This is a genomic window from Bacillus sp. z26 (assembly GCF_058313635.1).
The window spans coordinates 218,354-238,394 of record NZ_JBZFQM010000005.1; the positions used below are offsets into that span (position 1 = coordinate 218,354).

Genomic DNA, 20,041 nt, shown 5'->3' on the forward strand with positions numbered 1-20,041 from the left:
GACACTAGGACGAGTTAGTGTCTTTTTATTATGGTAATACAGTATAATATTGGTGTGTTCTTTAAATATTTCTAATAATAGTCCTGTAAATAGATAGTAGACATTGGGAACAGGGAAGAGGTACATGAATGACATTTAAGCAAAAAAATTTAGTTGGCTTTGGCACAATATTAGTAATCATTATTGCATTGATGGTTATAATTGACGCAAGATTGAGCAGCTCGAGAGAAGATTTACTTGAAATAGTGGATGATCGATATCAAAAGGTTAGTTATATTAATGATATTCAAAGAAATTTTGCAGAGTCGGAACGTACTCTTAATTTACTGGGGCAGGATTCCAGTACTCCGAGTAAAGAAGAGTTAAGCGAGGCCTCAGAAACAATCGATCAAAATCATATCTATATTGAAGACCGTTATAGAAAACTGGAAAGCATCGCGAATACGAAAAAAGGTGAAGCCTTATTGGCGGAGTTCCGTGCATCATATGAGAACTATACAAAGCTGGAAATTCAATTAATGACTGATATGCAAAAAGGGGTCACTAGCTATGAAGTGCTAAGGGCAGAGAAAGACAGAGCAAGTGATAATGTGCTTGGTGTAATTGCCGATTTTGTTGACTTCCAAGAAGATCTTATGGATGACGCACTGGTGCGTGCCGATGAAAAATATGAACAAATGCAGACGATTATTGTCAGTTCTTTAATCATTACAATTGTTCTGACGTTACTTTTGGCTTATTGGGTAATCATGAGTTCTACACGTGAATTAAACAGAATTACAAAAGTGATTACTAATGTAGATCTAAGTGATACGACCACTATGCCAAGAATTGAAGTAAAAGTAGAGGATGAAATTGGTCGAATCGCATCTGCTTTTAATAGGATGTCAGCATCACTAGAGACATTTAGTAGAAACGAAAAAGAATATACTCAGGAAATCATGAATCAAAGCTGGGTGCAAACACAAGTTGCCGAAGTTGCGGAAATGTATCAGGGAATCTTTAAGGTTGGGCAGCTTGCCGATGAATTTATAAATAAAATCACGCCAATCATGGGAGCGGAATTGGGAGCCTTTTATTTAAGAAATGAAAATGAAGATCACCAATTCTATAAAGTTGCCTCTTATGGTGATGGAGGGCGTGATGGATTTAGTCTTGGTGAAGGCGTAATCGGCCAGTCGGTCGCTAATAAAGAAGTTGTATTACTTGATGATGTCCCAGGAGATTACAAACTGATTAAAACTGGGCTGGGAGAAATAAAACCGAAGTCGATTGTGATTGCTCCGGTTTTATATGAACATAAGGTAATAGCTGTACTGGAGTTTGCGAGTATTAAAGGTTTTACTGATCTTGAGTTAAAAACAATTAACCATATGCTTGATAATCTAGGTATGGCTATAAACAGTGTACTTGGTCGGATGGAAGTAGAAAGACTGCTAAATGAATCACAGGCTATGACTGAAGAATTGCAGGTTCAGGCAGAAGAATTACAAACCCAATCTGAAGAACTTCAGATGCAATCAGAAGAATTGCGCATGATTAATGAACAATTGGAAGAACGTAATCTGGAAGCCGAGCAGAAATCAAGAGAACTTGAGATTTCTAAAGAGGAACTGGAGGTTAAAAATGAACAACTCCTTCAAAGTTCAAATTACAAATCTGAGTTTCTTGCGAATATGTCTCATGAATTAAGAACTCCTCTGAATAGTATTTTAATTTTATCTGAAATGCTTGCAGAAAAAGAGCCGGGTGAATATACAGAGGATGAAAAAGAATTTGCAAAAGTGATCCATACGTCTGGTAATGATTTAATGACACTTATTAATGATATTTTAGATTTATCTAAAATTGAGGCTGGTAAACTGGAAGTCTTCTTTAATGAGACCAATGTATATGAGATTATTGAAAGTTTAGAAAGGGTCTTTTCTCCTCAGGCAGAACAAAAAGGCCTGGAATTGGTTATTGAAAAAGAGAATGACCTGCCATCCATCTTCTATACGGATGAACAGAGAATGCAGCAGATCTTAAAGAATTTATTATCCAACGCTGTGAAGTTTACGGACAAAGGTTCAGTTACGGTCAAGCTGGAAAAAGTGAAAAACACTCGAGAGAAAGAACTGCTTGATGGTATTACGGAAACGGATTTCTGGATGAAAATTGTTGTAACCGATACTGGTCCTGGTATTGCAGTTGCTAAACAGCAAATTATTTTTGAGGCCTTCCGGCAAGCAGATGGAGCAACAGCCCGTAAATATGGGGGAACTGGATTAGGATTATCGATATGCCGCGAATTTACAAAATTACTAGGCGGATACGTGACCTTAGAAAGTGAAGAGGGCGTTGGAAGTGCGTTTACTGTGTACTTGCCGAATCTACCGAATGGAATGACTAATAGAAACAGTAAAGAGAATGCTGAAATTATTCATATGCCAATTGCAAATGATGTAATGGAGCAAATTGCTGTTCAAAAAGAAGTAGTGGATCCTCGGGAAGAAGAAATGGAAATACTGGATGTCTTTAAAGGGAAAAAGGTATTAATTACGGATGATGATCATCGTAATATATTTGCTCTCCAAAGAGCACTTGAAAGTAAAGGTGTTCAAATCATAGTTGCCGAGAATGGAAGAGAATGTCTTGATATCATTAAGGAACAAGGTGATTTGGACATGATTCTTATGGATATTATGATGCCTGAGCTTGATGGATATGATACGATGAGACATATACGTGCAAATCCTGAATTTACATCTATCCCTATCATTGCATTAACAGCTAAAGCAATGAAGGGAGATCGAGAAAAATGTTTGGAAGCTGGTGCAACAGACTACATCAGCAAACCAATTAATTTAGAACAGCTATATTCGGTAATGTCTGTTTGGTTAACGAAGTAAGGAGAAAGGAGCTGCTTATTGTTGGTGTATCCCTCATCTTTGGAGGAACGCGAGAATTTAGAAATTGACTTATTGCTAGAGGCAATCTACCGGATGACAGGGTACGATTTCCGTGAATATATGCGTTCTTCAATTGCTCGCCGCATAAAAAATCGACTTAATAAGGATCACCTGACTACTATTTCCGACCTTCTAGTAAGAGTGATTCATGAAGAAGGGTATGTAAATAATCTTCTGAGTGACTTTTCAATTAATGTTACTGACATGTTTAGAGATCCAGACTTCTTTTATGCTTTTCGTAAGAAGATTGTTCCCAGATTGAAGGATCTGCCAGAAATACGCATATGGCATGCGGGTTGTTCAACCGGTGAGGAAGTATATTCAATGGCGATCCTCTTGGAAGAAGAAGGACTGGCTCACAAAACAAAAATTTATGCGACTGATATGAATGAAAAAGTCATTGAAAAAGCCCGCCAAGGTGCATTTCCCCTAAAAAGAATGCAATCTTACACGAAAAATTATTTGCAGGCTGGTGGGGTGGATGCTTTTTCCAAATATTATAAGACGGACATGCAATATGCATATTTCCGACCTTCCTTATCGAGGAATATTGTTTTTGCACAGCATAACTTAGTGACGGATGGATCATTTAATGAATTCCATGTGATAATTTGCAGAAACGTCATTATTTATTTCACATTGGAGTTGCAGGCGAAAGTATTCCAGCTATTTGATGAGAGCTTAAGCCCTGGTGGCTTTTTGGGACTTGGTAACAAAGAATCCCTTAAGATTATGGAAATGGCTGATACGTATATGGAATTAGATATTAATCAGCGTCTTTATCGAAAAAAATTACATTCATAATAGGGTTTGAAAAATGAAAAGGAGACTCCAGTTCTGGACTGTGTCCCGAAAGTTGGTTTTATCATCTAACTTTTGGAATCAGCTCAGTTGGGTCTCCTTTTTATTTTACCCGGATAGGATGAATATTAGGGAGTAAGGAAAAAAGTAATCAGCTCACTAATAGCAACTAATAATTTTATGCTCAATGTTTGTCCGTAATCTAATTTTTAATCGACTACTTCCTCCATCAAAAAAGACAAAGACACAGATTCATATACGGAACCTGTGTCTTTGTCTTTTTATGATAAACATTTAGAAAGCTATATTAACCTCTAACGAGAATCACGCACATATCATCGTGTTGATTGGCTTGTTTCTCTTCAGGAAGGATAATATTTAATGGAGCCATTGCTTCATGTTCTGTCCATGGATGCTTGGCGATCTTTTTCAAATGTGCCAACGCAATATTTTCATTGTCATCAATAGCTTCTGCAACACCATCAGTAAATAGTAACGCCTGAAAACTATCTGTATAAGGAACAGTTATTTTGTTTATATGCATATCGACAAAGAAGCCTACAGCAGTGTTTCGTTGACCCATTTCGATTACATCTTTCCCATCGATATAAAGATAGCCTGGTGGATGGCCGGCATTTACATATTGAATCGTTTTGGATTTGGTATCTACTAATATATAAATACCTGTTAAGTAATAAGATGTTAACTTTGTTTTTTCCTCAAGTAAAGTCATGCATCGATTTAATTCAAGAATAACTTTCTCAGGATCCACCAGGTTACGTACCGCTTCACGAAGAATAGAGGAGATATACATACATACCAATGATGCGGGTATTCCATGCCCCATCATGTCAAACATAAATATAGCATAGCGGTCCTGATCAATTTGTTGCCAATAATACATATCACCCGCCAGATTAAAAGATGGCTTATAAGACCTGGTAATTTTAATTTGCTCATTAATTATAGGCTCACTTAACAAACTCCTCTGCACTTTAGTGGCAAGATCGAGTTCGTAGCTTATTTTTTCATCCTGATTTTTATGCCAATCCTTCTCTTCTTTTAATCGAAGTGCAGCACGTATACGAGCCAAAAGCTCTATCTTATTAATAGGCTTCATTAGATAATCCGATCCGCCGGCATCCAATGCCTCTGCCAGCTTATGTGTATCGCCTAATGCGGTCACAAATATAACCGGTATATCTTTATATTCCACCGTTGCAGTAATTCTCCTGCAGGCTTCTATTCCATCTATTTCAGGCATCATGATATCTAATAGAATCAAATTATAGGAACTTCTCCCATGATTTTTACTTAAATCTTCTTCTAAAATATGAATCATCTCGTTTGCAGATTTTGCCAGTGCTATTTCTTTATAGCCTGCCTGCTTTAAGATGGTCTCTATAACAAACAAATTTACTTTATTGTCATCAACGACAAGTATTGACATTCTTTCACCCATCTTCTACAGTACTAAATCTTATATTAATTATGGTATGTCACTTTTACTTAAAATACAAATAGTTGAAACTATGATAACTATTATTAACTTTTTATTAAATTAAAAAAATGGGCTGAAGGTAGGAATGAAAAAGAAGCAAAAAAGATCAAGAGTTATTTGCATGTCTTTTAGATTATATATCTTTTATTAAATGAAAAATATAGTCTCTAAGGGAGGCTTAACCTCTATGAAAAATGTTCGTAATAAATTGGCTACTTCACTCATAGCCTGAAAGGAATATGAATTTTAAAAAGGATGGTGCAACCATGACTGAACAAGATCGACCTGAGAAATCTTATATGAAATCTTACACACCCTTTCACAGTCGATTTGATCCATGCAGACCAATTGGCAAGAAGTACTATTCTACTCCACCTAATTTATTTCTTGGGTTTCAACCTCCCAACTTGCCGCAATATTCTCCGAAAGAAGCGCTTTTCAAGGGAACCCTTTGGCCTGTTTTTTATGACTATTATGAAAACCCATATGAACATAAAAGGGAGGAGCCTTAATGAAACCGCAACTACCGGATGAATATTATCAATTATTAGAGGAAATTCAGGCAATCGACTTTGCCTTGGTAGAGCTAACTTTATATTTAGACACGCACCCTAAAGACGTGGATACCATGCAGCAATTTAATGAGTATTCTCATCAAAGCAGAAAGCTTAAACAGCAATTCGAAAAGAAATTCGGACCGCTTCAACAATTTGGGAACAGTTATACAGATGCCACTTGGGGATGGGGAACCAACCCGTGGCCTTGGCAAATATAATAGATGAGGTGATATCAGCATGTGGTTCTATGAAAAGAAATTACAATATCCAGTCAGAGTCAGTACATGTAATCCTACATTAGCCAAGTATCTAATCGAACAATACGGAGGAGCAGATGGAGAATTGGCGGCAGCCCTTAGATACCTGAATCAACGATATACCATTCCTGATAAGGTGGTGGGGTTGTTAAACGATATTGGCACGGAGGAGTTCGCCCATTTAGAAATGATAGCCACCATGATTTATAAACTCACAAAAGACGCTACTCCAGAGCAGATGCGAGATGCCGGTTTGGCAGAGCACTATGTTGATCATGATTCTGCTCTTTTTTATCATAATGCTGCTGGTGTTCCATTTACGGCCGCATATATTCAGGCAAAGGGAGATCCAATTGCAGATTTATATGAGGATATTGCGGCTGAGGAAAAAGCAAGAGCTACCTACCAATGGATTATTAATATGTCAGATGATCCTGATTTAAATGATAGTTTACGATTTTTAAGAGAAAGAGAAATCGTTCATTCTCAACGGTTCCGTGAGGCTGTACAAATTATTACAGATGATAGAGAACGAAAAAAAGTATTTTAAGCGAGGCATATAGCTAATGAAAATCCTGTGTTTGAACACACAGGATTTTTTGATTGAGGCCAACAGGATGTTGGTCACAAAGACATGGCCACACGATGTGGCGTCCTTAGTCTTTGTTCATTAATACAGTCGCATCAGCTTTTTAGTTAATCCAGCTTCAGGGCCTAGCCGCTCGAGACATAAGTGTAGCTGCTGCAGGAGAGAAAGAGCGCTCTCCTTACGCAACTCCTCTTATGCTTGTCGCGGCTGAGCAAGGCCCTTCAGCTTTTTAGTGGGAATGGCCCCAGATCATGGTTAGGATGGTTCCAAAGATAATAGCGTGTGCAACGAATATCGCATATATTAGATTGAGATAGAGTATTTTCTTATCTTTCGATTCATTTACATGCATGAACATGAAGAGTTGTACAGCTGTTTGGATAATGGCGGTTATGGACAGGATTACCATTCCGGCCGTAAAGGATATGTCATAAAAGGCTACAGATAGCGCAATGATTGTTAGAATTAAAGATATAACATATCCTAAAACATGTTTAACTGGAAATAGTTGTTTGATCATCCTATATCATCTCCTTCAAATAAACGAAGCTAAAGATGAGAATCCAAATCACATCAAGGAAATGCCAATATAGAGAAAAGATAAATGATTTATTAGCTGTATCTGCAGTAAATCCTTCTCGTATGACTTGAATCAGAATACATAGTCCCCAGAATAGCCCGAACGTTACGTGGGCTCCATGTGTGCCGAGCAACATGAATAAGCTGGATAGAAAACCGCTTGTTTGCATGGTTGCGCCTTCTTCAATATAGGTCATAAATTCAAAGATCTCTACACCAAGGAAGACAAGACCGAGCAGCATGGTAATAATAAAGAATGTAATCATCGGTTTTTTCAAATTAAGTCTCATACTATGAATAGCGAGACCACAAGTAAAGCTGCTTGTTAAAAGGACAATGGTTTCAATAATTACGCCTTTAATTTCAAAAATTTCTTTTGCTGTAGGGCCATCACCTGTACCATTAAAGAGCGTATAATAGGTTGCAAATAACATGGAAAATAAGGCAATCTCAGCACCAAGGAATAACCAGAATCCAAAGATTCTTAATTGATTTTGTTCTGTACTATATTCCAATGGAAGAGAAGAGTCTATCTTCATAGTTTTTCACCTCTCAATACTTTTTCCGTTCCTTCTATTTCCTCAACAGAAACATAATAGCCAGGATCTCGTTCAAAGGATTTAGCAGCCATCGTGACGAATACACCAATCCCAAATATAATAGCTGGAATCCACCAGCTAAATACTAAGCAAAAACCAGAGAGGAAGAAGAAAATGCTCATAATGACTGGCTTTCCTGTATTGCTTGGCATATGGATAGGTTGTATTTCATCTTCATAAAGCGGTTCATTATGGGTTTTGGAATACCATAAAGGATCCACGTGTTTAACGTTTGGCATAACAGCGAAATTATAAAAAGGTGCCGGACTAGGAATAGACCATTCTAATGTACGTGCATCCCATGGGTCTGCCTGTCTGTCACGCGGACTCTTGAATGCACTATAGATAATATTATAGATAACCAGTGCAAAGCCGATTGCTAAACCTACCGCTCCAATACTTGCTACTAAATTCAGTGGTCCGTAGCCTGTTGCTTCGGAGTAGGTATACATCCGACGTGCCATACCGTCCAAGCCTAAATAGAATAGCGGAAGGAATGTCACATTAAAGAATATTGCAATCATCCAAAAACTAATTTTTCCTATTTTTTCATTTAATCGGAAGCCGAAAACTTTTGGGAACCAATAATACGTTCCTGCAATCAATCCAAATACAGTACCTGGAATTAATACATAATGGAAATGAGCCACCAGGAACATGGTATTATGGTACTGATAATCTGCACTGGACATCGCCAGCATAACCCCTGTAACACCACCGATTGTAAAAATCGGTATAAAGGCTAGTGAGAATAGCATGGCTGTAGGGAATACAATTTTTCCTTTTCTCAGAGTAAACAGCCAGTTGAAAATTTTAATACCTGTTGGTACAGAAATAGCCATTGTAGCAATTGCGAATACACTATTTACTGTTGCGTTGTGTCCCATTGTATAGAAGTGATGGGTCCATACAAGGAATGATAGTAACGAGATGGCAATCATACTGAATACCATTGATTTATATCCATAAAGGTTTTTACGTGCGAAAGTAGAGATGACATCACTGAAAATACCGAAAGCAGGCAAGATAACGATGTATACCTCAGGATGTCCCCAGAACCAAAAGTTGTTTGCCCAAAGCATGTCCATACCACCGTTTGTGGTAGAGAAAAATTGTGTCCCAAATAATCGGTCAAACATCATTTGGGCGAGTGACACGGTGAAGGTAGGGAAAGCGAACAAAATAATAATACATGTAATCAAAGCTGACCAAGTAAATGCCGGCATTTTCCACATGGACATACCTGGTGCTCTCATTTTAATAATAGTTACGATAAAGTTAATCCCCGTCATCAGTGTACCGAGACCGGATAACTGGATGGCGATTGAATAATAATTGTGTCCAACAGTTGGACTGAATTCATTGCTTGCCAAAGGGAAGTAGGCGCTCCAGCCTGCATCTGGAGATCCACCAATGATAAACGATAAATTATAAAGCATAGCTCCTACAAAGAATAACCAAAAGCTTAAGGCGTTCAGCGACGGAAAAGCAACGTCACGGGCTCCAATTTGTAAAGGAACTATAATATTCATCATTCCCAGTACAAATGGCATGGCCATAAAAAGAATCATAATGACTCCATGAGTAGAAAATACCTCATTGTAGTGTTGTGAATGAAGAAACTCCATATTTGGTGTCGCTTGCTGTAGACGCATCATTAAAGCATCAACACCACCGCGAAATAACATAAGGAACGCAGAAAGTATATACATGATACCAATGCGTTTATGATCTACCGTTGTTAACCATTCACTCCACAGCCAACCATATCTTTTGGTATAGGTTAGAAAGATGATGATTGCCAGCATGACTACTACTATACTGACCATTGCTCCATATATGAGTGGATCGCCAGTTACAAAAAATTCATCCCATTTCATGGTCAAATCTCCTTTCCTGATTTATTCATGATTGTGTTCATCCGTTTCTGTATCTGTGCCATCTATTGCATCATCATTGTTTTCATGGAATGGCCATACAGGAGCCGGACTGAAATCAAGGTGTGTGGAAGTGTAAGTAGCTCTGCCCATTACTTCCATATCAAGCAGCTTGTTAAATTCCTTCTCAGTTAAAGGATCAGCTGTTTCCTGAACCTCTTTTGTCCACTCATCAAATTCTTCTGGTGACTGGGCTAATACTTCGAATTCCATCTGTGCAAAGCCTTCACCACTAAAGTTTGCATTTCGCCCAAAATAAGAACCTGGTTCGTCTGCTGCGATTCTTAAGGTCGTAACCATATCACTCATTGCGTATTTTTGACCTGATAGCTGTGGAACCCAAAAGCTAGTGATTGGTCCAAAGGAATATAGACGAAATTCAATTTCACGATTGGTTGGAATGTTTACATAATTGACCGTTTCAATTCCTTCTTCTGGATAGCTGAAATGCCATTTCCAGTTGGAAGAAGATGCATAAATCACCAAAGGTTCTTCGTCTTCATATCCAGCTGGTGTACTTTCCACTTGGAAGGTGGTTATGACAGTAACTACTGATAGGACTATTACAATAAGGATAGGAATGGCAGTCCAAATAACTTCCAACCATATATTTCCTTTTTCGTATGGCGGGACATAATCAATAGGTTGTTTAGATGCTCGATATTTCACAATCATATAAATGAAAAGGGTATAAACAACCACTAAGATAATAGCCATCACAATCATTGAAAAAATAATTGTGTCGGAAAGAATCTTTGATTGTGGCCCTTTGGGGTTCAATACCATTAAAGAGTCACAACCTGCCAGTGCCAATAAAGTTGCCAAAGACATAGTGAATAAAGTCCATTTTTTCTTCATGATAGTCTCCTTTCTTGAATGATTTTTATTATATTGATAAAGTATTTATACTATTATGATAAGATTTAAAATATCCAAAATTCAAATGATAACCCTTATATTTAACAAGGTTTTATTTGGGAATTTTGAGAAAGGGTAAAGATGATATCAGGGGGATTTTACTTTTTTAGATAACAATTTGATAATAGGTTGAAATTACTCCTGAGGTGTTTGAATCTTACAAAATAGGGGAGAAATAAAAGTGTAATATAAGAAGATCAATTGAAAATAAATAAAGCTACCGATTAGAATCGATAGCTTAAAATTATAAAAAGAAACACTTATTTAGCTACTGGTGTCCATTGCTTACGGACTTGCTCATAGGCTACCTGTTTAATTTCTGATTCATCAGTATCTCGCGGTGCAAGGACATTTGTTTGATAGCATTTTCCCATGAAATCTATTAAGACTGTAACATTTACCATATAATTCTACTCCTTTTATTCTTTTAAAATGTTTAATAGACGCATCTAAGTGCATCTTTTGGTGGATCTAAAATATTGGTGTTTTTCCAAGGTTTTAGAGTATAAGTGAAGAGAAGTTTTTCTTTAATGGACGGTTTGTCAGTCAAGAGGATATATTACTATTCCCTTTTTTGAATAAAAATAAACTTAGTAATTGGCCGATGGAATAAATTGAGAGGTTAAAGGAATTATATAACAATTTTTAGGATAACTCCATATATTTCTTCCTATTATTTCAATAAAAGTTCGGAGGGATTATTTTGTCTATATTATTATTCGATCTAGATGGTACGTTGGTGGAGACAACGAGATTGAGTATACCTATAATTCAAGCTAAAATCAAGAAATATCCTCATTTGAAGGTGCCTGAGCCAAAAAAGATACAATCGGCATTTGGGTTGCCGCGTAAGGAGTTTTGGGAACTTTTGGCTCCTGATGCAACAGAGCAAGAGGCAATCTCGATTCAGAGTGATTCTGAGGAAAAATTACTGCAAACATTGAAAAATGAGAATGTACTGCTTCCCTTTGCCAAAGAAGTATTAACTGAACTGAAAAGAAGAGGGCATATTTTATCAACAGCAAGTAATTGTTCAACGGCTTATCTAAATGAAATACTGAACTCGCAGCAAATGAGCGATTTATTTCATAAACCATTGTGTATTGAAGGGGTAGGCGGCCGAAAGAAAGGGGATATTCTAACGGCACACTTTCAGCATTTAAATAAATCTGATGTTTTTATGATTGGAGACCGGTCGTCTGATATTGATGCTGCAAAAGAGCATGGTATACCGGCAGTGGCCTGCCATTTTGGATATGCGGGTGCTGGTGAACTAGATGATGCTGATTACCATATCTATTCCTTGAAAGATTTATTGGAAATTTTCAAATAAAATACGATGAGAGAAATAAAGAATCGAAGACACAAAGTACGATAAAAAGAGCTTAGGAAAATTCCTGAGCCTTTATTTTTCCCTTAAACACAGGGTGTGGTATTAAATAACTTGTATCATTTCCACTCTGTTTCCGAAGGGGTCTCTAAATTCAAAACGGTCTAATCCTGGTATGGGTACCCCTTTCACCGTCTGAATATGTTGTTTCTCCAAAACCTTTTCCCAGTAGGATAAATCATCTACTTGATATGCTAAATGAGCTTTAGTTTTTAATCGATCAACCTCATCTTCTGTACCTATATGTATATCTCTATCTCCTGCTGTGACCAGAATCCTCCGCGTCCCTTTAGTGAATCAGGTTTTTCTATTTCTACAAGACCGAGAACTTCACAATAAAAATGTTTCCCTTCTTCTTCAGCGCCTTTTGGAATTGTGATCTGAGCGTGGTGTATACCCAATATCATATAATAGGCCTCCCTTAACAAATGGTTATTGAATAATTTTGGAAAAATATCTCATTATCTATTCTCGTTTATTATATATTTATAAATACAAACATAAGAATATAGATTATTTATCGTAGCTGATAAGCATTACTCAAGATTTTATTTAGATATTTTGCGGTATTTTAGTTCTTCTGATGACTCTGATGAAATAATTAAAACGCATTTAAATTCATAGGTGAATTCAAATGCGTTTTAATGGTTTCCTAATCTAAATAAACCTTCACGGAGTAAAGTAATGCATTTATCATTTATTAGAGATTAATTTAGCTACAGGCGTACTCTTCCATAATCTTTTTGCAGAAGGGACAATCCCTTTTGCTTGGTTGATCGGATAGGTAATGGCGCTTTTTTTATATTCAACATCGCTCATAATAGTTTGCTGCTGTTTTGATAAGAGATCTGTTTCATATTTAATACCATCCGTTTGTTGTTGTATTCGTGTAACGGTTGCCTGTATCTCATTAATGGTTGGTTTAGCTTCCTTAAAGGTTCGAAAAGCATTTATACCAAGATATACGATTGATCCAATGATAATTCCTATACTAATCCAAACGATTATCATGCCCAAACCTCCTTTGAAAAAAATTCCTACTTTAACTATATCTTACCCATATTTATACGGTAAGTAACATATGATTTAATCTAATATATGATTAATAAAAGCTCAGGTGGGTATTAAAACCATATATTAACTTTTTAGAGAAAGGATGATTAGAATGGATAAAGATGTTATTGGTGTTTATGATACCGGACAGGATGCTGTGCGAGCAGTTGAACATTTACAAAAGCAGGGCTATAAAAAAGAAGATATTTCCGTAGTGGTTAAGGATGAGAAAAAGGCTGAACATATTACAACTAAAACGGATACAAATGTAGATACTGGATTGGCAGCGGGTGCAACTACTGGCGGAATTTTGGGAGGACTAACAGGATTACTTGCTGGTGTAGGTGCATTAGCGATTCCAGGAATTGGGCCGATTGTTGCAGCAGGGCCGATTGCCACGACATTGGGAGGCATTGCAGCTGGTGCAGGTGCAGGTGGCTTGACGGGTGCACTGGTTGGTTTGGGAATCCCTAAAGAAACGGCAGCAGAATATGCTACAGAAGTGGAAAAAGGAAAAATTCTTATTTTAGTTGATCCGGCAGCAAGAAAGAAATACACGGGTCATGACAGATACGACAAATCGGTTGATTCATTAGTGGAAGCACAACGCGAAGTAAAAGTCGTGATCAATCCGGTTAACGATGAGGATCTTAATAAGAAAAGATAAGTATACTAAATCACTTATTTTGAAGAAAAACGAGGCTGTGACAGAATTAAAAATACACTTCTAAAGCCTAATAATTAGAAGGTATATAACAGCTGAAGAACAATAAAACCAAACTATTCAAACTCTGGTTGAGAGTTTTAGAAAATAGTGCGGTTTTTTTTTATTAGCTGAACCATATATTCCAGCCTCATTTATTCATAATTAAAAAACGAACCAAGCAATAGCCTGATTCGTTTCGATTTAATTAGATAATTTTGAAATGAAGTAACAACCTGTCATTTATTGGTGTCTATTTATGTGTATGATGTAAATTGCCGCGGTTATCTATTCCACTTGGACGTTTTTACTTAAACGATATAAGCCCTACCTCTCTTATATCCTTACGGCTCCGAAGCCGATCCAGCGTGAATAAGTGTTCCTAAAAACATAAATTGTAGAATGCCATATCTATTTACATATCTATGTGCAAGTCACTACTTTAAAATTATATCTTCTTATTGTATACTCAAAGAATTTATTTGTCAAATGTATGTTTCTTATATTGGAACTACGTCCCGTAGATAACCACGAGTATATTTTATCCGTTACCTCTCTTATATACCCGGATTTAAATAACAAAAACCTGAAAATATAATGGTAATAATTTCCTGACTAGAAGGAAAATAAGTGGCGGTTTGCATAAAATAGATTATATAAAAAGAAGGTGTGAGGAATATGAAACCGAGACCCAAACCAATAAATAATTTAGTAAAACAGACCCAATTGGCTATAAACGGGGAGTACAGTGCTATTAAGTGTTATGAAAAATTAGCTAAGCTAGCACCAACAGATGAAGAGCAAGAGCAAATAATGAAAATCAGAAATGATGAGATTAACCATTTAAAAGAGCTGGTAGTTCTCTATACTGGCATATCAGGGATTGATCCGAAGCCAAAGCAGATAGAACCTTGCGAGGATGATTATCTACGAGGTCTTGAAACAGCATTAAGAGATGAAAAATATACTGTGGATTTCTACCTTTCAGTAGCAGAAGGAACTATTAATAAAGCGGCTAGAGAATTGTTTACACGTGCAGCTAAGGACGAGCAAAAGCACGCAGTTTTGTTCTTTTACTTTTATATGAAGAATAAATAAGGAGCAATGGGGCAAATAATTTAATATTTTCTGCATAAGCGACCTCCCATTTGGGAATAAGGAAACTAACAATAATTTACTAAATGGGAGGATGGAACATGAAAGCTGTAACGTATCAAGGATCCAAAAAAATTGAAGTAAAAGAAGTAGAAGATCCAAAGCTTGAAAAAAACGATGATATAATCGTCAAAATCACCTCCACGGCCATTTGTGGATCGGATCTTCATATTTACCAAGGGAATATGCCGGTAAGGGAAGGATATATTATCGGGCATGAACCGATGGGAATCGTAGAAGAAGTCGGTCCTGAGGTCACCAAAGTAAAAAAAGGCGACCGGGTAGTTATTCCTTTCAATGTATCCTGCGGTCAATGTTATTATTGCCAGCATGAAATGGAAAGCCAATGCGACCATACTGAGTCCAATCCACACCAAGATACTGGCGGTTATTTTGGATATACAGAGCGATATGGGAATCATCCCGGAGGCCAGGCAGAATATTTAAAAGTTCCGTTTGCAAACTATATGCCATTTGTAATACCAGAATCCTGTGAATTAGAGGATGAGTCTTTGTTATTTATGTCTGATGTGCTGCCTACAGCCCTTTGGAGTGTAGAGCATGCTGGAGTAAAACCTGATGATACAGTCGTAGTGCTTGGTTGTGGACCAATCGGATTAATGACACAGAAATTTGCATTCATGGCAGGTGCTAAACGGGTTATAGCCGTTGATCATTTGGATTATCGCTTAAAACAAGCCGAGAAAATGAATAAAGTTGAAACGGTTAATCTCAATAATTATCAGGATACAGGAAGCTATATAAAAGAAATTACACAGGGCGGCGCAGATGTCGTCATTGATTGTGTTGGTATGGACGGGAAAAAATCAACAATTGAAAAAGTAGAGCAAAAGTTAAAATTGCAGGGTGGGACGTTAAGTGCTATCCAAATTGCAACAAAGGCGATAAGGAAATTTGGTACGTTGCAACTTACCGGTGTTTATGGATCCGTTTATAATATGTTCCCGTTGGAGAAATTTTTCTCCCGTAATATTACGATGAAGATGGGACAAGCTCCTGTTGTGCACTACATGCCTCGATTATACAAAATGATTGAAGAAGGAAAACTTGATCCTACAGAAATTGTTACACATAAAATACCACTGTTAGACGCAGCCAAAGGGTATTCCCTTTTTAATGAACATGAAGATGATTGTACGAAGGTTGTTTTAAAACCATAAAAACAAGAGGAAAGCCAAGCTTCACTCCTTTAATGGGGATGCTTGGTTTTTTTATTAAATGCGTTCAATTGCAAACATGTTATAATTTTGCATAAAAAATGAAAAAGGGGGGGTTCTGATATGAAAATTGGAGTGATGACTGATATTCATGGGAATTCTCCTGCTCTAAAAGCGGTTCTTAATGAATTTGATAGGAGACAGGACATTGATCATATTTATTGTTTAGGAGATATGATTGCAATTGGTCCCAATACAAACGAAGTTTTAGATACATTGTTTACCAGAAGTGATGTATCCATGATTACGGGAAATCATGATGAAGCGGTTTTAGCCCTTCTTAAAGGAGAAGAATACCCGTTAAGTCATGCCGACGCCAAGGAACATCATCAATGGATAGCGAATAAAATGGACAAGGATTTCATCTCCAAATTAGAGCTACTGCCCCGGACAATCAATCTAACAGTCGAAGGAAAGTCGATATTTTTTACCCATTATCATATTGAGCCAACGAAATTAAATGATCCTATCAGCCAAGACCCTTTTAGTCGGATTGTTGAGCCGGACCTCCATCAAATCAGCCTTTTATTTCAAGAGAAGGAAGAATATTTAATCTGTTTTGGCCATCATCATCCACGACATTTTTTCGAAAGTGACCATACTATCTTTTTGAATCCAGGTTCATTAGGATGCAACTCAAAACCAAGCGCTCGCTATTCAATTATAGATATAAAGGAGGGGAGGATAGATATTCAATTAGAAGAGGTTACTTATGATAATATTGAGTTTTTAGCGTCTTATGAAAAATTGCAGGTTCCGGATCGAGAATTTCTCCTGGAGGTTTTTCATGGCAATCAATTAAAACAATAACTTTTTAATGATTGCTCCTGGTGTATTTATTTATTAAACGATCCTCTGATTCCTCTGCAGAAATACTACATTGGGAGTATCTTTTACCTATTTTATACCTGTCTTTCTATGGCAGGGTAAAGACTTCAAGGCAAAATAAAAACCCGTTAACAAGGATTTGATGAGAATCCGAGGTTAACGGGCTGTGAGTTGTTAGTAGGATGAAATTAAAATACTTTAGTCGTCCAGGATTCGCAATTCCAAACATCAGTGGCTATGTCCTGATAGAAATCAGGTTCATGGCTGATTAACAGAATGCTTCCTTTGAAGGCTTTTAAAGCGCGCTTTAATTCTTCTTTTGCATCTACATCAAGATGGTTGGTCGGTTCATCTAGAACAAGTAAGTTGTGTTCACGATTAATCAGTTTGCACAGACGAACTTTTGCTTTTTCTCCACCGCTGAGTACTTCAACTTTACTCTCGATATGCTTGGTGGTTAGTCCGCATTTTGCTAAAGCAGCACGGATTTCTGCCTGATTATAGGAAGGGAACTCCTGCCAGATTTCTTCAATACAGGTATTATTAGAGGTTTGTTTGACCTCTTGTTCAAAATAGCCCATATACAAGTGTTCGCCAAGTTCAACCTGGCCGGAAATCGGCTTAATTTCACCAAGAATACTTCTGAGCAATGTTGTTTTTCCAATTCCATTGGCACCAACAAAAGCAATCTTTTGTCCACGCTCCATTCGTAAATTTAATGGTCTGGAGAGTGGCTCGTTATACCCGATTACAAGGTCTTTTGTTTCAAATATGAGCTTTCCTGATGTGCGTGCTTCACGGAAACGGAATTCCGGTTTCGGCTTTTCTTTCGCCAGTTCAATGATATCCATTTTTTCAAGCTTTTTCTGACGAGACATGGCCATGTTTCGAGTCGATACACGTGCTTTATTACGTGCGACGAAATCCTTGAGGCCTGCAATCTCTTGTTGCTGTCTTTTATAGGCTGCTTCAAGCTGTTGCTTTTTCACCTCATACACTTTCATAAAATCATCATAATTGCCGACATAACGGGTCAATTCCTGGTTTTCCATATGATAAACCAGATTGATTACACTGTTTAAGAATGGAATATCATGTGAAATTAAAATAAAGGCATTTTCATAATTTTGAAGATAACGCTTGAGCCACTCGATATGCTGTTCATCAAGATAGTTGGTCGGCTCATCTAAAAGTAATATATCAGGCTTTTCAAGTAATAATTTTGCGAGCAGCACTTTTGTGCGCTGGCCGCCGCTTAAGTCCTGTACATCGCGTTCAAGTCCAATTTCATCGAGTCCCAACCCTCTTGCAATCTCCTCGACTTTTGCATCAATAACATAAAAGTCATTATTTGTAAGGACGTCCTGCAGCAAACCAGATTCTTCAAGTAAGGTTTCCAATTCTTCAGGAGAAGCCTCACCCATCTTGGCAAAAATCTCATTCATTTCATTTTCCATATCATACAAATACTGAAATGCTGTTTTCAATACATCACGGATCGTCATGCCTTTTTCAAGAACAGCATGTTGATCAAGATATCCAGTACGTACTTTCTTTGACCATTCCACTTTTCCTTCATCAGGTTCAAGCTGTCCGGTTACAATGTTCATAAATGTAGACTTTCCTTCACCATTAGCTCCTACGAGACCGATGTGTTCGCCTTTAAGTAGGCGGAAAGAAACCTTATTAAAGATGGCTCTGTCTCCAAAACCATGGCTTAAATCTTTTACGGATAATATCATTTATCTGTGCTCCTGACTCTTAATTGTCTAATTAATGGGTCTATACGCATTTAATAGTACAATATTTCTTGATAAAAGCATAGATAATAAGCAATTACAGGTATTGTAAAATATGGTGTTTACGAATACTTCTGAAAGTTGTATCATATTAACTGCAACAGTTAGAATAGTGTGAATATAGAGAAAAGAGGGTAAAAGGTATGAAAAAGGGTTTATGGTTATGCAGCATTATGGCTTTATTGCTTGTCTTGGTCGTGGGTTGTTCGTCAAAAGAGGAAACCAAAGAGGAAGCAAACAGTGAAAAATCGGACGTAAAAAGTGAGTTATTGGATTTTTACCTTTCCATTGCTAATACCATTAATGGAAGTGACAGAGACTTAAATACATATGAGGGAGCAGAGGATCCGTCCCTTTTAACAGAGGAAGATAAACGAAAAGCGGCTGCTTCAGCAAATTCTGTCGTGGATGCATTAAAAGATGTAGAGGTTCCCGATAGTTTAGATAAATATAGTAAAGACTTTGATGAAGCTATAAAGTTCATTGCTGATTCTTATAAAGAAAAAGGAATTCAATTATCTGGTACTGGCGATGTCAATATGGATAAAGCAAATGAATTATTTAATAATGGAAATGAAAAAATTGGTAAAATTTATAAATCAGAAGATTTAATCGCTCCGAATTTAGCTGCTGAAGTAAATGGTTAATGGGTTCGTTCCATTCGATTCTTAGGATCGGATGGTTTTTTTGAATTCGCTTGGGATTACAAAGTCCCAAGCGAATTCGTTTTATTTCCTTGCTTTAGCACGGGCATCAGCAGCGTTTGACCTAGCTTGTGCAACTAGATCATCATGGTCAGCCAGTGCCTCGGAGAATTCTACATCTAGTCCGTCAGATTTTATGGATGGCTCCATGTTTCTAGTTGCCATCTTATCCCTGCCGTGAAGTAAGTTATGGTTATATCTGCCCATTTTAGATTACCTCCTAATGAAGAATATCTTCTTACTTAGAGTGCAACAAAGGTCAAGTGATTAATCTGGTAAATAAAAGAGGTTTATGGACGAGTACCTTTAGCTCCGGTATATCCTGCTGCACGGTCTGCTGCTTTGAATTTTTTTTGATAACGGACTTCCTGAGTTGATGTCAGGCGATTTTTCATTTGGTCACGTTGCTTCTTATCCATGTACATGCTCCTTTTCACAATAGTTTCATCCCTATAATTTCCATAAATGAATGTTTTAATCCA

The 20,041-nt window shown here is 37.1% G+C and carries 21 protein-coding genes and 1 pseudogene; 11 read left to right on the forward strand and 11 right to left on the reverse strand.

Going from position 1 to position 20,041, the window contains the following annotated elements:
* Positions 1-128: 128 nt before the first annotated feature.
* Together AC4G3K_RS15495 and AC4G3K_RS15500 are read left to right on the forward strand one after the other, a co-directional pair.
* Positions 129-2,891: a response regulator gene (locus AC4G3K_RS15495; RefSeq protein ID WP_491077923.1), complete on the forward strand. Its 2,763-nt coding sequence runs from the start codon at positions 129-131 to the stop codon at positions 2,889-2,891.
* 18 nt (positions 2,892-2,909) lie between these two features.
* Positions 2,910-3,755 carry a CheR family methyltransferase gene (locus AC4G3K_RS15500; RefSeq protein ID WP_491077924.1) on the forward strand — a complete coding sequence of 282 codons (846 nt, stop codon included), beginning with the start codon at positions 2,910-2,912 and terminating at the stop codon, positions 3,753-3,755.
* 304 nt (positions 3,756-4,059) lie between these two features.
* Here the strand turns inward: AC4G3K_RS15500 and AC4G3K_RS15505 are convergent, their stop codons facing one another.
* A complete protein-coding gene (locus AC4G3K_RS15505) occupies positions 4,060-5,202 on the reverse strand; it encodes a SpoIIE family protein phosphatase (protein ID WP_491077925.1) in 1,143 nt (380 codons plus the stop codon).
* Positions 5,203-5,519: 317 nt separating this feature from the next.
* Between AC4G3K_RS15505 and AC4G3K_RS15510 the strand changes: the two genes are divergently transcribed.
* From AC4G3K_RS15510 to AC4G3K_RS15520, 3 genes are read left to right on the forward strand one after another with little or no spacing between them, the layout of a single operon-like run.
* On the forward strand, positions 5,520-5,765 hold the full coding sequence (locus AC4G3K_RS15510; RefSeq protein ID WP_491077926.1) for a spore coat associated protein CotJA: 246 nt from the start codon (positions 5,520-5,522) through the stop codon (positions 5,763-5,765).
* On the forward strand, positions 5,765-6,028 hold the full coding sequence (locus tag AC4G3K_RS15515; protein WP_491077927.1) for a spore coat protein CotJB: 264 nt from the start codon (positions 5,765-5,767) through the stop codon (positions 6,026-6,028). Before AC4G3K_RS15510 ends, AC4G3K_RS15515 begins: the two co-directional genes overlap by 1 nt.
* Positions 6,029-6,047: 19 nt before the next feature.
* Positions 6,048-6,617 (forward strand): manganese catalase family protein, encoded by a 570-nt coding sequence (locus AC4G3K_RS15520; RefSeq protein WP_491133867.1) that lies wholly within the window; start codon positions 6,048-6,050, stop codon positions 6,615-6,617.
* A gap of 268 nt (positions 6,618-6,885) precedes the next feature.
* Here the strand turns inward: AC4G3K_RS15520 and qoxD are convergent, their stop codons facing one another.
* The 5 genes from qoxD to AC4G3K_RS15545 all read right to left on the reverse strand — a co-directional run bounded on the left by qoxD (position 6,886) and on the right by AC4G3K_RS15545 (position 11,093).
* On the reverse strand, positions 6,886-7,173 hold the full coding sequence (gene qoxD / locus AC4G3K_RS15525) for a cytochrome aa3 quinol oxidase subunit IV (protein WP_491077978.1): 288 nt from the start codon (positions 7,171-7,173) through the stop codon (positions 6,886-6,888).
* Positions 7,174-7,177: 4 nt separating this feature from the next.
* Positions 7,178-7,774, reverse strand: coding sequence for a cytochrome aa3 quinol oxidase subunit III (qoxC, locus tag AC4G3K_RS15530; protein WP_491077929.1), 597 nt, complete (start codon positions 7,772-7,774; stop codon positions 7,178-7,180).
* Positions 7,771-9,714 carry a cytochrome aa3 quinol oxidase subunit I gene (qoxB, locus tag AC4G3K_RS15535; RefSeq protein ID WP_491133868.1) on the reverse strand — a complete coding sequence of 648 codons (1,944 nt, stop codon included), beginning with the start codon at positions 9,712-9,714 and terminating at the stop codon, positions 7,771-7,773. The genes qoxC and qoxB overlap by 4 nt, the downstream gene beginning before the upstream one ends.
* A gap of 21 nt (positions 9,715-9,735) precedes the next feature.
* Positions 9,736-10,629: a cytochrome aa3 quinol oxidase subunit II gene (qoxA, locus tag AC4G3K_RS15540; RefSeq protein ID WP_491077931.1), complete on the reverse strand. Its 894-nt coding sequence runs from the start codon at positions 10,627-10,629 to the stop codon at positions 9,736-9,738.
* Positions 10,630-10,949: 320 nt separating this feature from the next.
* Entirely contained in the window at positions 10,950-11,093 is a 144-nt protein-coding gene (locus AC4G3K_RS15545) for a BA3454 family stress response protein (protein WP_491077932.1), read from the reverse strand.
* Between the two features lie 299 nt (positions 11,094-11,392).
* Between AC4G3K_RS15545 and AC4G3K_RS15550 the strand changes: the two genes are divergently transcribed.
* Positions 11,393-12,022, forward strand: coding sequence for an HAD family hydrolase (locus tag AC4G3K_RS15550; RefSeq protein ID WP_491077933.1), 630 nt, complete (start codon positions 11,393-11,395; stop codon positions 12,020-12,022).
* A gap of 102 nt (positions 12,023-12,124) precedes the next feature.
* On the opposite strand, the pseudogene AC4G3K_RS15555 reads toward AC4G3K_RS15550, so the two are convergent.
* Both AC4G3K_RS15555 and AC4G3K_RS15560 read right to left on the reverse strand, forming a co-directional pair.
* Positions 12,125-12,486, reverse strand: a pseudogene (locus tag AC4G3K_RS15555) (VOC family protein).
* A 286-nt stretch (positions 12,487-12,772) separates the two neighbouring features.
* Complete coding sequence (locus tag AC4G3K_RS15560) at positions 12,773-13,090, reverse strand: DUF948 domain-containing protein (RefSeq protein WP_491133869.1); 318 nt, start codon at positions 13,088-13,090, stop codon at positions 12,773-12,775.
* Positions 13,091-13,244: 154 nt separating this feature from the next.
* Between AC4G3K_RS15560 and AC4G3K_RS15565 the strand changes: the two genes are divergently transcribed.
* The 4 genes from AC4G3K_RS15565 to AC4G3K_RS15580 all read left to right on the forward strand — a co-directional run bounded on the left by AC4G3K_RS15565 (position 13,245) and on the right by AC4G3K_RS15580 (position 17,038).
* Complete coding sequence (locus tag AC4G3K_RS15565) at positions 13,245-13,799, forward strand: general stress protein (protein WP_491077936.1); 555 nt, start codon at positions 13,245-13,247, stop codon at positions 13,797-13,799.
* A 714-nt stretch (positions 13,800-14,513) separates the two neighbouring features.
* Positions 14,514-14,933, forward strand: coding sequence for a ferritin-like domain-containing protein (locus tag AC4G3K_RS15570; RefSeq protein ID WP_491077937.1), 420 nt, complete (start codon positions 14,514-14,516; stop codon positions 14,931-14,933).
* 98 nt (positions 14,934-15,031) lie between these two features.
* On the forward strand, positions 15,032-16,171 hold the full coding sequence (locus AC4G3K_RS15575) for a zinc-dependent alcohol dehydrogenase (RefSeq protein ID WP_491077938.1): 1,140 nt from the start codon (positions 15,032-15,034) through the stop codon (positions 16,169-16,171).
* 120 nt (positions 16,172-16,291) lie between these two features.
* Positions 16,292-17,038, forward strand: a complete 747-nt coding sequence (locus tag AC4G3K_RS15580) for a metallophosphoesterase family protein (RefSeq protein ID WP_491133870.1) — start codon at positions 16,292-16,294, stop codon at positions 17,036-17,038.
* 206 nt (positions 17,039-17,244) lie between these two features.
* Here the strand turns inward: AC4G3K_RS15580 and AC4G3K_RS15585 are convergent, their stop codons facing one another.
* Positions 17,245-18,798: an ABC-F family ATP-binding cassette domain-containing protein gene (locus AC4G3K_RS15585; protein WP_491077940.1), complete on the reverse strand. Its 1,554-nt coding sequence runs from the start codon at positions 18,796-18,798 to the stop codon at positions 17,245-17,247.
* 200 nt (positions 18,799-18,998) lie between these two features.
* Between AC4G3K_RS15585 and AC4G3K_RS15590 the strand changes: the two genes are divergently transcribed.
* Positions 18,999-19,502 (forward strand): hypothetical protein, encoded by a 504-nt coding sequence (locus tag AC4G3K_RS15590; protein WP_491133871.1) that lies wholly within the window; start codon positions 18,999-19,001, stop codon positions 19,500-19,502.
* Between the two features lie 81 nt (positions 19,503-19,583).
* On the opposite strand, the gene AC4G3K_RS15595 is transcribed toward AC4G3K_RS15590, so the two are convergent.
* Both AC4G3K_RS15595 and AC4G3K_RS15600 read right to left on the reverse strand, forming a co-directional pair.
* The gene (locus AC4G3K_RS15595; protein ID WP_491133872.1) at positions 19,584-19,766 is read right to left on the reverse strand and encodes a YfhD family protein; all 183 of its coding nucleotides are present in this window, start codon (positions 19,764-19,766) and stop codon (positions 19,584-19,586) included.
* 83 nt (positions 19,767-19,849) lie between these two features.
* Positions 19,850-19,978 carry a YfhE family protein gene (locus AC4G3K_RS15600; protein WP_491077942.1) on the reverse strand — a complete coding sequence of 43 codons (129 nt, stop codon included), beginning with the start codon at positions 19,976-19,978 and terminating at the stop codon, positions 19,850-19,852.
* Positions 19,979-20,041: the final 63 nt, after the last annotated feature.